Source organism: Shewanella cutis (assembly GCF_022410515.1).
Lineage (GTDB): Bacteria > Pseudomonadota > Gammaproteobacteria > Enterobacterales > Shewanellaceae > Shewanella > Shewanella cutis.
This window is the reverse complement of record NZ_JACSDI010000006.1, coordinates 128,344-143,491: the sequence shown is the minus strand read 5'-3', so window position 1 is coordinate 143,491 and position 15,148 is coordinate 128,344. Positions and strand designations below refer to the sequence as shown.

Below are 15,148 nucleotides of genomic sequence, written 5' to 3'. Positions count from 1 at the left end.
GTACTTGATTGACCGCTTTTACGTTAACTCCGCAAGCACTTCATCAATCAAATCGACGGCTTCATCGAATTGATATTGATTAATCATCGTTAGCGCAGGACTAAGCTGCTGCCATAACTGAGTACTCATTTGGGGTTTAAGTGTATCCATTTGTGTTACTGCATCTGAATCAGCATCTTCTAAGCTTTGGCGTAATTGCTTTAAGGCAGCAATCAAGGCATCTTTCGGCAAATGCTCAGCCGTTGGCGTACTTATTTCCTCAAGCTGAGGTTTGGCCTTTTCTATCGCTTCACATATTGATGCGACTAAAATTTGGATTTGGTCTAACTCCACTTGGTAGTCCGCATTTTCACTTAAGTGGAGTTCCAGTTGCCGCGCCAACTCCGCAAGCCTTGAGGAACTGAGATTACCGGCCAGCCCCTTAAGGGTATGTGCCATCCGCACCGCATCCTCACGCTTATTGCTGGCAAGTGCCTTGTTGATCTGCTCAACAACATTACGTTGACTGGTTACAAAACGATCAAAGATACGTTGGTAGAGACGCTTCGAGTTTTGCACCAACTGTAAGCCTCTATCGATATCCAGTTCTGGATGCTCAGGCCATTTCACCACTGACTCCACATCAAGATTGATCGGGTTAAGTGATTCATTGACAACAAACTCTGCATTCTCCACAGGCGGTACTGGGGCGCCTAAATATTTCAATAGGGTTTGATACAGTAAGTTGACCTCAATCGGCTTGGCAATGTGATCATTCATCCCTGCTCTTAAACACATTTCCTTATCACCCGCCATGGCATTGGCGGTCATGGCTATCACGGGCAATTGCGCCAACTCGGGTCTTTCTCTAATTGCTTTCGTCGCCTGATACCCATCCATCACCGGCATTTGGCAATCCATCAACACCAAATCAAAACTCTGCTGAGCTAATTTATCCAACGCAATTTGACCGTTGGTCGCAATGGATAAAATAATCCCCACTTGCTCTAAAAACTCAGTAGCCACCTCAAGGTTCATTTCGTTATCTTCAACTAACAGAATACGCTTACCTTTAAGGGGCAATAACAACTCAGGCGCAATATTGTCTTGATGGCGCCTAACGGGAAGAATCCCTGAGCGACCAAGGGCATTCATAATGCCGTCAAGTAATCTCGATGCACTGATAGGTTTGCTGATATAGCCCGCCAAGCCGAGTTGCTCAATTTGAGTTAAGAAATCTTGATTGGCATGGGCTGAAACCATCAAGATCCGCGGGGCATTTTTTGCTTGTTGCTTAATTTGTTTTGCCGTTTCAATCCCGTCAAGATTCGGCATTTTCCAGTCAATCAATGCCACAGCATATTCTTGCTGGCTACAACGCATAATGGCCTCGTCACCAGAACGCACTGTATCTACGTTAAAGCCCATACTCTCCAACGTGGTGCGCATAATGTCCCTTGCGGTGGCATTATCATCGGCAACCAATATAGACATGCCTTCAAGCTCTTGTCCTACAACAAGTTTTTGCCCACTGGAGATACATAATTTAACGGTGAAAAAGAAAGTACTGCCATGACCGAGTTGGCTTTCGACCCCAATGTTGCCGCCCATTAATTCGACCAGTTGTTTACAGATAGCAAGTCCAAGCCCTGTTCCACCATATTTACGGGTGGTAGAGGTGTCGGCTTGAGTAAAGGACTTAAACAGTTTGGCTTGTTGCTCTTGGGTTAGTCCAATACCACTATCCCGCACACTAAAACGTAACACGACATCATCGTTTTGCTGCTCAACCAAACTCAGAGACAGTAATACCTCCCCACGCTCGGTAAATTTGATCGCGTTATTCATCAGGTTAATCAGCACTTGACCTAATCGCAGCGGATCCCCTAGTAAATGGCGAGGTACATTGGGCGCAACAGCAAACAACAATTCGATCTGCTTTTGCGCAGCCCTTTCGGAGAACATATCGCTTAAATCTTCAAGCATAGTGTCGAGTTGGAAAGGCACATTTTCGATATCAAGCTTGCCCGCTTCAATCTTCGAAAAATCAAGGATATCATTAATAATTGACAGTAAAGATTGAGACGCACGCTCAATTTTTTCGAGATAATTTTTCTGCTTTTTATCGAGTTGTGTTTGTAAGCAAAGCTGCGACATACCAATAATGGCATTCATCGGCGTACGGATTTCATGGGACATATTCGCGAGGAAGTCGCCCTTGGCTTTACTGGCGGCATCGGCCTCTTCTTTAGCGATTAGTAGCTCATCCGAAAGCAGTTTTAATTCAGTCATATCGACCATACTCACCACTGCGGATTCAAACTGGTTCTGGCTGTCCAACAAGGCTGACACGTTAACAGTCATCCATAAGGGCTCACCGGAGGGGCGAATAAAACTTCTCTCGCCTCGGTAATGATCAATTTTGCCTTCAACAAGCTCCTTAAACTGTGCTTTTGCAACCTCTCTATCCTGCGCACTCAACACGTCAAAGATAGTTGTGCTGCGTAATTCGTCACGGCTTAACCCCATGTCTACACAGAATTGGTCATTACAATCGAGCATGAAACCTTTAATATCGACATTGACGATACCAATGGTTGCACCATCAAATAGCGCCTTGAAGTGGGCTTCACTGACCGCAAGCTCTTCTTCAATTGATTTTCGCTCAGTCACATCCATCACATAGCCGTTCCAGATGATGGCTCCGTCATCGGCATAATGCCCACTGGCGCCCGCTTCCATCCACCGAATCCCACCATTGGGATGGCGATAACGAAACTCGCGGATCCATCGCAGTTGATCATCGCTCTTGCCCGCGAGTGCTCTTATGACTTCAGGACGCTCTTCATCAAAAATCCGCTCAGCAATAATGTTAAAGTCACGCAACAGCTCTTCGCGGTGTAACCCAAGCATTGCCAATGCGGCACCTGATAGGAAAGTAAAGCTGCGATCAGTTGGAGAAACCCAACGCAACTGATACACAGTACAAGGGATAGATTCAGTGATATTGGTTAATTGCAGTCTTGAGGCTTCAATCTCATCAATGGCTAATTTACTTTCAGTAACGTCGTCAATACTGCCATCGAACCACAAAGGTAAGCCTTCTTCAGAGTAACTAGCCTTGCCCTTTTCGTGCACCCAGCGAATACTGCCATCGCGATGACGGATACGATATTCAACTTCAAAGGTTTCCTGCTGTGCTAGTGCTCTTTCGATATGCTGGTTGCACAGTGCGCGATCATCCTCCAAGATCAGTGAAGTAAACGTCCGTTGACGATTTTCAATAAACTGGCTTGCCGCATAGCCAGTGATCTCCGCAATGTTGTCGCTTACATATTCAATGACCCACACCTCGCCAATGCGAGTACGGTATACCGCGCCAGGAATATTGGTGACAAGACCGCGAAAACGTAATTCACTATCACGGATCTTTTGTTCAACCGCTATTTTTTGGGTCATATCTCGAATCGAAGCAGCCACTTGACGATGACCATCGAAATCACTCGGTAAAATGCTCAAGGCAATTTCGGCGACGAATTCACCGCCATCAGATTTAAGTGCGCGCACATGGCGTGCACTTGCCATTGGCCTATCACGCCCTTCACGCAGAAAATCCCCCCTTTCCCCCCTATGTAGATGCCTTAATTCTTCTGGTAACAAGGTTTCAATTTGCAACGCCAACATGGCTTTCGCATCATAACCAAAGAGCTGTTGGCAGCGGCTATTGCTAAACACTATTTGACCATTCTGATCAACAATCAACATGGCTTCAGGCGCCGCCTCAAGCACTGCGTTAGACCAAGCGGCAGCAGAAAACTGTTCAGTCACATCGGTAAATAGCATTTCCACTGACATAAGCTCGCCCGAATCTGACACCAAGGGCTGCATAAAAACATCCAACCGCCTTGCTTGCCCTTTGGCATCCACTAGCTCAATTTGGTGGGAAGGAACATTCTGCCCCTTAAGCGCCAGATCAGTGTATTCCCAGTTTTTCTCGTTAAGGGGGTTAGCCGAAAACAGCCTTTGATATTTACGTTTGAGCAGTTCAGGGGGAATACCCAATACTTTGGTCACCCCTTCACTCACTTGGGCGAGTTGGCCGTCAGGGTCAAGGGAACAATAGAAGGATTTGTCACTCATGCCATCGATTAAACGCGCAAAGCGATTACCGCGTGAGTCTAAAATCGCCTGCTCCCTCTGGGCGAGAAGATCCGCCATTTGGTTAAAGGTTTCGCTTAAGGTCACAATCTCGCTCACTGCGCCTTGGGGAATAGCCAGCTGTTGGGTCTGACCTTGACCAAAAGCCAAAATACCGGATTCGAGCACTTCCAAAGGTCGTGTTAAACGTTTAGCTGCAATATAGCAAGTCAGTAGCAGGAGTAAGGTTAATAAACTTAAGTTGAGAATAACTGATGCAATATCATCAAGTAGTGAAGTAAATAATTCTTGCTGAGGTACCATAATGACAACGCGCCATTTCAGCTTAGTTACTTCTGCAATGCTGGCAAGATAAGCGGTACCCTTAGCATCAATGAAACTGGCTTGTCCGGTCTTACCATCATCTAACAGCGCCCCAAAAGCATTGTTTTTGCTATTGCGCTGATCCAACCATCCAGAGGAAGAAGCGGCTAAGACCTTATCCTTATCACTGTGAAAGATAAGTCTACCTTGGTCATCCATAACCACTAACCTATTGGGTGAAATACCGAGCTGCTCGGGCAATCTATCTAATGCTAAATCGACCGTTGCGACGCCAAAATAATCCGGCTGAGCACCAAAGGGGACGGAGTATGTCAGCATCAAGGTATTCCCAGCCCCCTCATCGAAATAGGCTTTTGACCAGTATCCTCCGGCTTGAGTGATGGCTTTTGACCACCAATCCCATTTTCCATTGGTGTAATCATACCCATCAGCGCCAATATCTAAATAATGGAAACTATTACCACTGCGGTATACATAGGGAGAAAAAAGTTTTTTATTAGGAAAAATGCCCGGTTTAAAGGCTACAGCAGAACCATAAAAATCGGGATTACGCTCAAGGCGATTAGTTAAGACTTTTTGCAGCTTATCAGAATCGTTAATATCATTCTTGTCAGCCAAAAAACCAATAAAATCAGCAAGCCCTTGAGTATTAGCCTGAGCATGTTCAAGCAAGAACTGTAATCGAGAGGCTGAATGAGCAGACTGCTGAGCTAAATTATCATAGAGGCGTTGTTCTATGGAAAGGTAGTTAAACCAAGAAGTAATCCCATAAACGGTAGCCATGATTAAAATCAATGGCAGCGCGATATGGGATAGGATCCTGCTGCGGAAAGTACGAAGTTTACTTTTGTCCATGGCGTCGCCTCAAAGTCCCCGTTTCACCCCCCTATTTTGGGGGCTCTTATAAAGTAAACGAAGAACTCGGTGGCGACAATCTTAAAGTTAAAACAGTTTCAACTAATATATTGTTTTAAAAACATTAATAAATAGGGTTTAGTGTACTGTTTGCAAATGTTCGAACAAAATAGCTTTGGGTTTCAGCAATGATAATATGCCGCAATCCAATAATCGCAATCAAGTTCGGTATAGCCATTAAGCCGTTGACCGTATCGGCCAGTAACCAAATCACATCAAGCTTGATAAAAGCTCCACCCGCAATCAGGCCTAAAAACACGATTTGATAGGCACGCAGTCCACGCTCGCCAACTAAATAGTACCAGCAGCGCTCTCCATAATAGTGCCACCCTAAAATCGTCGTGAAAGCAAAGCAGACTAAAGCGATGGTGACTAAATACTGGCCGATAGCAGCCGAGCCCCCCAAGCTAAACGCCGCACTGGTCATGGCCGCGCCTGCGGTGTCACCGCTCCATACGCCAGTGATGATGAGCACTAACCCCGTCATAGTGCAGATGATAATAGTGTCAAAAAAGGTACCCGTCATACTCACTAAGCCCTGCTCGACTGGCTCATTGGTTTTTGCCGCAGCTGCTGCAATGGGCGCACTGCCTAAGCCAGACTCATTAGAGAAGACCCCGCGGGCAATCCCCATTTGAATCGCTTGCGCCACGGTCGCCCCTAAAAATCCCCCCGCAGCCGACACAGGGGTAAAGGCCGACTCAATCACTAATTGCAACGCGGGTAGAATGGCATCGGCAAAACCCACTAAAATCCACACACAGGCCAACACATAACCAATCGACATCGCTGGCACAAGCTTTTGCGCCACGTTGGAAATACGTTGGACGCCACCTAAGGTGACAGCCGCCACCAGCAGGGTTAGCACCAGCGCAGTCACCCATGTTGGTACATCAAAGGCGATAGTTAAGGCATCACTTATCGCATTCACTTGGGCAAAAGTCCCAATGCCGAAAAACGCTACCCCCACGCCAAACAGCGCAAATAGCTTCGCCATCCAACGCAAACCGAGGCCACGCTCGATGTAATACATCGGGCCACCGGCAATTTGCCCGCGCGCATCAGTAGTGCGGTATTTTACCGCTAGCATACATTCGGCGTACTTAGTCGCCATGCCAAAAAAGGCGGCAAGCCACATCCAAAATAACGCGCCAGGACCGCCCATCTTAATCGCCGTTGCCACCCCAACAATGTTGCCCGTACCTATGGTTGCAGACAATGCAGTACAAAGCGCGGCGAAGGACGATAGATCCCCATGCCCCTTCGCGGGTTTGAACAATAGGCTAAGCGCCATTGGCAGACGAAAAACTTGGATAAGCTTTAGTCGCGCAGTGAGATAAATCCCTGTGCCAACTAACAAACAAAGTGTGATAGGACCCCAGACAATACCATTTAGGCTGCTGAGCAAGGCTTCAAAACTCATGATATTCCTCAATTATTAAACAACTAAATTAATAAGGGAGGAGGAAAAGAAATGGCTGTGACACAACGCTGTCAGCCTAAAGAAATACCATCTCCCCAGCCAATAACGGCAGGAAAATAGTCCACAAAGACAAACGACAGGGACTGTGCAGTCATCCTCTCCTCTGTCCTTTTGCCTGAGCGTTTCGCGTCGCTTAACACAGTGCGACACTTTCGCCTTCGGCGCCACCTATTATTGCAAGTTAATGCAATTGGTAGTCTCTCCAGAGGCTCGTCCAGTAACAGTCCACGCCTTGCGGCACCTGAAAGAGTGCTTTGTTTATGGAATGCTTCCAACAACAAAGTTGCCTCGTCGGTGTGGGGTTAATTCCCCACTCTCCTGCTACCTTCATCCGAACGGATTGTTAAAACGATAGCCAGCTATCGCTTAACAGGGCGCACAGCATGCAACAAACACCACAATAGCTCAAGCCCATTTGCTCACAGAAATGAGCGCCAAGCCGTTAATCGCAGAAAATTCAAACAGGCTAAATCCTAAGTCTTAATCGATGTGAATTGATCTAACTTGCCCAAATATCGGTATCTATAGGATTGTAAAATGCTTTATCTTTAGCCTAGGTTGGCTAAATCCCCAATTGGAAGAGATAGATGAAAGAAGTCGCCAAGCTTATCCAAGTAAGTAAAAGTTTTCGCGACGGCGAGCAGCGCCACACTGTGCTGCAAACGGTCGATTTAACTTTGCATCAAGGGGAGACTATTGCACTCACTGGCCCAAGTGGCAGCGGCAAAAGCACTTTACTGAATCTGATTGCGGGCTTTGAAACCGTAGACAGTGGCCAGATAGTGCTGAATCATCAATCCACCACCAAGTGGCAAGATAAGCAATGGAGTGAGTTTAGGCGTACCCATTTAGGCGTGGTATTCCAACAATTTAATTTACTCACTCCGCTGAATGTCAAAAATAATATCGGCTTCTCCCTGCACCTTAACGGTGATAGCTGGAATCCTTGGTGCGATTATTTGGTGGAAAAGCTCGGATTAGCGGCATTGTTAAACCGGCAGGTTGAAGCGCTTTCCGGCGGACAACAACAGCGGGTCGCGATAGCTAGGGCATTAGCCCACAATCCGAGTTTACTGCTGGCCGACGAACCCACGGGTAACTTAGATGACGAATCTGGTAAACAGGTGATGTCACTGCTATGCGAACTCGCCAAAGAGAGCCAAACCAGCATTTTGATGGTCACCCACAGCGAAGAGTGCGCCGCCTTTATGAACAAACGCTGGCATCTGTCCCACGCCGCAGTGTCGATCTCCGGCTAGCATGATGAATAACACACAGCTAGAACATAAAGCCAATCCATACCACCACTTAAGCAAGAGTGGACAATGGCTGCGTATCACTTGGGTACTCAAGGTATTTTTAGCCCATTATCGCCACGCGCCATTGCAGGCTGGGGCGATTTTACTCGGAATCGCCCTCGCCGTGACGCTGCTCATCGGGGTAAAAGCCACCAACGATAATGCGATTCGTAGCTATAGCGAAGCCACAGAGCTATTAAGTCAGCGGGCCGATGTACTGCTGACCTCACCCGTTGGCCAAGATAATCTCGATGAATCGGTGTATTTCAGTTTAAGGCAGGCTGGGATTAGCCAAAGTCTTGCGGTAGTCAGTGGCAGAGTCGCAGGCCAAAACGGCCAGTATTGGCAAATTGAAGGCAGCGATATTGTCGCGGCATTGACCGCCACATTAACCTCAAAAAATGCTTCACCGTCCTCAAATAATAAGGCAACGGCTAATTCTACTGTCTCAATGGGAGATCTGCCCCTTGCCGACCTAATGAGCGGTGAGCCAGTGGTGGTGATGAGTGATAGTCTAGCCAGCAAAATCGCGCCCAATGGCCAGCTCAGCCTAGCCCAATCCATAACACCATCGACCCTAAAAGTGAGCCGTGTCGATGATAGTTGGGGACTTGGCAGCGCCATCTTGACCGATATTTCCCTCGCCCAAAACTTACTTGGGATGCAGGGCAAACTCAGTTATATCGCCCTATTTAGCGATAGGGATAAACTAGTCGCGTTAAAACAACGGCTCGACACCTTAGGTATCACCCCAGATCTCGCCAACTACAGTCAGCAGGATCAAGGGCAAGCCTTAATGGCGCTTACCCGCAGTTTTCATTTAAATCTCAATGCAATGAGTATGTTAGCCTTTGTGGTTGGGCTGTTTATTGCCTATAACGGCGTACGTTACAGCCTGATGAAACGCCAACGTCTGCTGATTCAACTGCTGCAACAGGGGCTAGAACGACTCGACGTGATGCTTGCCCTGCTCGCCGAATTACTATTTTTGGTTATCTTAGGCTCGGTAATCGGGTTTATCTTAGGTTTACAACTCAGCCATTGGCTACAACCTATGGTTGCCATGACGTTAGAGCAGCTCTATGGTGCCCACTTGCTGCCGGGCATTTGGCAATGGCATTGGTTAGCACAGGCGATCGCGCTCACCTTAGTGGCAGCGCTTGCTGCTTGCATGCCCTTGTATTTTGATCTTACGCGCCAATCCCTTGCCCAAGGCGCTAACCGTTATCAGCAAACTAAGGCCCACAACCAAACCCACCAGCGGCAATTTATCTTAGCCTGTGGGTTACTCGTACTCGCGGCGATACTGTTTCCCTTCAGCCAAAGTTACAACACCAGTTTGATATTACTAGGCATAGTGACGGTCGCGATTCCTCTGCTGTTGCCCCAAGTATTGCATTGGGGAGTAAGCTTACTGCTCCCCTTCACTCGTCCAGGGCTTAAACACTATTTGCTTGCCGAAACCCGCGAGCTTATCGCGCCACTTTCCCTTGCGATGATGGCCATTTTGCTGGCATTAAGCGCAAATGTGGCGATGAATACCCTAGTGGGCAGCTTTGAGCAAACCCTAAGAAGTTGGTTAGAAACCCGCTTACATGCCGATTTATACCTGCGCCCCAGTGCTAACCGTATGGCTGATGTACGGGATAAATTAAGCCAAGATCCTCGTGTCAGCGGCTTATATCAACAATGGCAAGTCGATGGCGAGATGTCGACCCAAGGTCCAACAGCTCAAACGATCCCCGTGAATATTATCAGCCGTGATGATGAATCGATAAAGTACACAAGTACACTCAAGGACAGTTTACCTGACCTATGGCAACGCTATTTTGGCGGACAATTTGTCTTGGTGAGTGAGCCAATGGCGATTAAGTATCAGTTGATGCTGGGCGATAAAGTCACTTTAAACGTGCTCGATAAAACCACCAATAACCAAGTGGTTATCGCAGGAATTTATTACGACCATGGTAATACCCGCAGTGAGGTCATTATTAGCCATCAACTGTGGCAACAGGCACAACTGCCACTGTTACCCATTAGCCTTGCGGCCAGTTTTCATCCTCTGGAACAAGCTGATAAATCATCCTCATTGGAGCTAACTCAACCAATACCCACAAACGGCAAGCGCAGTGAGGCCGAACTGGATGAACTGCAAATGCAGCTCGCTACAGAGCTAGAGTTGGCTCAGGCGCAAATTTATAGCCAAGCCAACATAAAGGCCCAAGCCATTGCTATGTTTAAACGCACTTTTTCAATCACGTTAGTGCTCAATAGCTTAACCTTGCTGGTGGCCGCCATTGGGCTATTTAGCGCCTGCTTAATGTTAACTCAAGCACGGCAAGCGCCACTGGCACGGCTTTATTCCCTAGGGGTGAGTCGCAGCAAACTGCGTACTATGGTATTTAGCCAAATGCTGCTGGTTGTGGTCGTCACTTGCCTGATTGCGATGCCTACGGGAGCTCTGTTGGGGTATTTATTAATCGATAAAATCACCCTACAAGCCTTTGGTTGGACCATCCCAATGATCTGGGACTGGTTTGCTTATGCCAAAGCCATCCTCATCGCACTGGTGACTTGTACCTTAGCCGTGCTCTTACCGCTTTACTGGCAAACCCGCAGGCCGCTAATCGCCAGTTTGCAGCAGGAAACCCTATGAACAGTCGTCCATATACCATTACCCAATTGACAGTAAATGGTTTACTCACAATGAGCTGGCTTAAGTGCCGTACAAACGCACGCTTAATCACTCAACTCATCATCGGTGGATTACTCTTTTTCACGATAAGCGGCTGCGATAATGCGCCCGCGAGCGTTTCAGAATCCAAATCCATGGGGGCTTTGCTAGGGCAAACAAAAGAAGGCGAAACAACCTCAACGCAACAAGCCTTTGCCAAGGTGACACCTGAGCATCAGTTTCACTTTCCCCAAGATCATCTTGCCCACAACGGCTTTCGGCAAGAATGGTGGTATCTCACCGCTAACTTAACCACCGAAAAAGGTGAGCAACTTGGCGCCCAATGGACCCAATTTAGGGTGGCACTAAAACCTCAATATACAGAATCGCAAAATGCGCAACCGACTACCCTTAACTCCGCTTGGGCAACTGAACAACTCTATTTTGCCCATAGCGCACTGACCTCTAGCGCGGCACATCTGGCCCATGAGAAATGGTCTCGCGGTCATCCAAAGCTTGCGGGCGTCAATGCCAATCCCTATCAAATTCATCTCGATAACTGGCAATGGCAGAGTGAATCGAGCGCGTTATTTCCGGCAATCTTAAGGGTTGAGACCGCAGACTTTAGTTACGAGCTAACGCTGACCAGCCAAGCACCGCTGCAATATCAAGGCGATAATGGCTATAGCATTAAAAACCGCGAGGGTAATGTCGCTTCCTACTACTACAGTCAACCTTTTATCAGCATTACTGGCCAGATCACCCGACATATCAACATCAATGGCCAAGCCGAAAGTCGGGTCGAGAAAGTCACAGGCCAAGGTTGGCTAGACAGAGAATGGAGCTCACAATTTTTAACCAAAAGCCAGCAAGGTTGGGATTGGTTTGCTCTGCGCCTCAATGATGGTTCGGCGCTAATGCTCTTTCAGTTAAGGGAGCAATCCACCGATAAGACTCAAACTCCATCAGCCTTTTACAGCGCCAGACGAATGTTTGCCGATGGCACAGGCCGCAATATCAACTCCCGAGACACGCCAGATGGAATAAAAATGACGCCGCTTGAATGGCAAACCACCCGCACCGGCAAATACCCCGTAAGCTGGCAAGTCCAAATCCCGAGTGAGCAAATCGATATCCGTATCTCGCCGTTAAATCCCAATAGTGCCATGGCGTTATCCACCTCCTATTGGGAAGGCCCAATCAAACTTAGCGGTAGCCACTCTGGCATGGGTTATATGGAGCTGACGGGATATTAATCCACTTATAGTGATGTTTGACTGCCGGATCTTTCGCTAATCTAACCAATCTCGCCATTCCCTCTCCAAAGAGATAGCGATTGTTTAAATTTCAAACTGAGAGTTAGATCACGCGCAAAACTTTGATCCCGATCGACTATCCCCTGCAATACCTCTTGTGAGGTATACCCACATTTTTTATCAGGTCTAGACTCGCAGTTATCCACATTCAGTTGTACAGATGTTTATGCAAAGCAGCTGAGTGCATCTCAAGATAAAGGTCACCGCTATGAGTCAGGAATACCATGTCACCAGCCTCGTGGTACATGCAGCCCCTAATGCCTTGCAACAGGTTGAAGCCGATATTGCCGCGCTAAAAGGCTGCGATATCCACGCCATTTCACCCGAAGGTAAGTTGGTTATTACCCTCGAAGGGAATACCCAAAAAGCCATTCTCGACAATGTTGAAGCCATCAATGGCCTGTCCGGTGTGTTATCCGCCAGTTTGATTTACCACCAAGTAGAACCCCTAGAACAAGAACTGTTAGAAAAAGAGAGTGAGGAAACACTATGAGCATTAGCCGCCGCGAGTTTCTCAAGGCTAACGCAGCGGTTGCCGCTGCGACGGCCGTTGGCGTCACGCTTCCCGTGAAAATGGTTGAAGCCGCCGAGTCAGATAACATCAAGTGGGACAAAGCCCCCTGCCGTTTTTGCGGTGTGGGTTGTAGCGTATTAGTCGGTACTAAAGCGGGTAAAGTGGTTGCCACCAAAGGCGATCCAGAAAGCCCAGTTAACCGCGGGCTAAACTGCATTAAAGGTTACTTCCTATCGAAAATCATGTACGGCAAGGACAGATTAACCACGCCATTACTACGCATGAAAGACGGCAAATATCATAAAGAAGGTGAATTTACCCCCGTCAGTTGGGATGTCGCCTTCGATACTATGGCCGCTAAATGGAAACACAGCATCGCCACTAAAGGCCCAACCTCTGTCGGTATGTTCGGTTCTGGTCAGTGGACGATTTGGGAAGGTTACGCTGCATCTAAACTGCATAAAGCTGGATTCTTAACCAACAACATCGACCCTAACGCCCGCCATTGTATGGCCTCAGCGGTCGTTGGGTTTATGCGTACCTTCGGTATTGATGAACCGATGGGCTGTTACGACGACTTAGAAGCCGCCGATCACTTTGTGCTCTGGGGCGCCAACATGGCCGAGATGCACCCGATCCTGTGGGCACGTTTATCTGATCGCCGTTTAAGCAGTAAAGACTGTCGCGTGCATGTGCTATCCACCTTCGAGAACCGTAGCTTCGATCTTGCGGATAACCCGATGGTTTTCCATCCGCAATCTGATCTTGTGATCCTCAACTATATCGCCAACTACATCATTCAAAACAAAGCGGTAAATACCGACTTTGTGACTAAACACACTAAGTTTGCCCTCGGTGTGGATGATATCGGTTATGGTCTGCGTCCAGATCATCCGTTAGAGAAGAAAGCCAAAAACCCTGGCAATGGTAAATCAACACCTATCAGCTTTGACGAGTACGCTAAGTTCGTCAGCACTTATACGCTGGAATACGCGGCAAAAATGAGTGGTGTGGAACCTGAAAAATTAGAAACGCTAGCCAAAGCCTATGCCGATCCTAAGACGAAAGTCATGAGTCTATGGACCATGGGGATTAACCAACACGTACGTGGTGTATGGGCAAACAACATGCTCTACAACATTCACTTACTGACGGGCAAAATCGCAACGCCTGGTAACAGCCCATTCTCACTAACAGGCCAACCTTCAGCCTGTGGTACCGCCCGTGAAGTCGGCACATTCGCCCACCGCTTACCTGCAGATATGGTGGTGGATAACGATAAGCATCGTGCGATTACCGAAAAAATGTGGCAAGTGCCTGAAGGCACGATTCCACCAAAACCTGGCTACCATGCCGTGCTGCAAAGCCGGATGCTCAAAGACGGCAAGCTAAACTGTTACTGGACTATGTGTACCAATAACATGCAAGCGGGCCCGAATATCAACGAAGAAATGTACCCAGGATTCCGTAATCCTGAAAACTTTATCGTGGTATCCGATCCCTACCCAACCGTCACCGCCATGGCAGCAGACCTTATTCTGCCAACCGCCATGTGGGTCGAGAAAGAAGGCGCCTACGGTAACGCCGAGCGCCGCACCCATATGTGGCATCAACAAGTCAAAGCCCCTGAGGGTGCTAAGTCAGATCTCTGGCAATTAGTCGAATTTTCAAAACGCTTTAAGGTGGCTGAAGTCTGGCCCGCTGAGCTTATCGCTAAAAAGCCTGAATACGCTGACAAGACGCTTTATGAAGTGCTGTTTGCCAACGGCGTCATCAACAAGTTCCCCACCTCTGATTGTAAGGGCGACTTAAACGATGAAAGCGAACACTTTGGCTTCTATCTACAAAAAGGCATTTTCGAAGAATATGCCGCCTTTGGTCGTGGCCATGCCCATGATTTAGCTGACTTTGACCGTTACCACGAAACCCGTGGCCTACGCTGGCCAGTGGTGAATGGTAAAGAAACCCTACGCCGCTTCGTTGAAGGTAGCGATCCTTATGTTAAAGCGGGTGAAGGTTACAACTTCTATGGCAAACCCGATGGTAAAGCGGTGATTTTTGCCCTGCCTTACGAGCCTGCTGCAGAAGAGCCAAACTCAGAATACGATCTGTGGATGTCCACTGGCCGCGTGCTCGAACATTGGCATACAGGCTCAATGACCGCCCGCGTGCCAGAGCTTTATCGCGCTTATCCCGATGCGCAAATCTTTATGCATCCAGAAGACGCTAAGGCCCGTGGTCTGCAACGGGGTGATGAAGTGCTCGTCGCCTCACCCCGTGGCGAAATCAAAACCCGTGTCGAAACCAAAGGCCGTAACAAACCGCCACGCGGCGTGGTGTTTATGCCCTTCTTCGATGCGCGTCAGTTAGTCAACAAGTTGATTTTGGATGCTACCGATCCACTGTCAAAAGAAACTGACTTTAAGAAGTGCCCCGTAAAAGTGATGAAGGCCTAAACCTTCATTTGATAGCGATGGCGTCAATTAA

6 protein-coding genes, 1 pseudogene and 1 riboswitch are annotated in these 15,148 nt (G+C 47.9%); of the genes and pseudogenes, 5 read left to right on the top strand and 2 right to left on the bottom strand.

The window, feature by feature from the left end; genetic code table 11:
* Positions 1-18 precede the first annotated feature (18 nt).
* Together H9J30_RS11085 and H9J30_RS11080 are read right to left on the bottom strand one after the other, a co-directional pair.
* Complete coding sequence (locus tag H9J30_RS11085; RefSeq protein WP_240131082.1) at positions 19-5,316, bottom strand: PAS domain S-box protein; 5,298 nt, start codon at positions 5,314-5,316, stop codon at positions 19-21.
* Positions 5,317-5,440: 124 nt separating this feature from the next.
* Positions 5,441-6,799, bottom strand: coding sequence for an alanine/glycine:cation symporter family protein (locus H9J30_RS11080; RefSeq protein WP_240131081.1), 1,359 nt, complete (start codon positions 6,797-6,799; stop codon positions 5,441-5,443).
* A gap of 153 nt (positions 6,800-6,952) precedes the next feature.
* Positions 6,953-7,075: riboswitch (glycine riboswitch) on the bottom strand.
* 371 nt (positions 7,076-7,446) lie between these two features.
* Here H9J30_RS11080 and H9J30_RS11075 point away from each other — a divergent pair.
* The 5 genes and pseudogenes from H9J30_RS11075 to napA form a co-directional block, all read left to right on the top strand.
* Positions 7,447-7,968, top strand: a pseudogene (locus H9J30_RS11075) (ABC transporter ATP-binding protein); the annotation flags it as partial.
* A gap of 154 nt (positions 7,969-8,122) precedes the next feature.
* Positions 8,123-10,813 (top strand): FtsX-like permease family protein, encoded by a 2,691-nt coding sequence (locus tag H9J30_RS11070; protein WP_427915910.1) that lies wholly within the window; start codon positions 8,123-8,125, stop codon positions 10,811-10,813.
* A 50-nt stretch (positions 10,814-10,863) separates the two neighbouring features.
* Positions 10,864-12,087 (top strand): lipocalin-like domain-containing protein, encoded by a 1,224-nt coding sequence (locus H9J30_RS11065; RefSeq protein WP_240131109.1) that lies wholly within the window; start codon positions 10,864-10,866, stop codon positions 12,085-12,087.
* A gap of 268 nt (positions 12,088-12,355) precedes the next feature.
* Complete coding sequence (locus H9J30_RS11060) at positions 12,356-12,640, top strand: chaperone NapD (RefSeq protein WP_037414522.1); 285 nt, start codon at positions 12,356-12,358, stop codon at positions 12,638-12,640.
* Positions 12,637-15,117, top strand: coding sequence for a nitrate reductase catalytic subunit NapA (napA, locus tag H9J30_RS11055; RefSeq protein ID WP_240131078.1), 2,481 nt, complete (start codon positions 12,637-12,639; stop codon positions 15,115-15,117). Before H9J30_RS11060 ends, napA begins: the two co-directional genes overlap by 4 nt.
* The last annotated feature ends 31 nt before the right edge of the window (positions 15,118-15,148 follow it).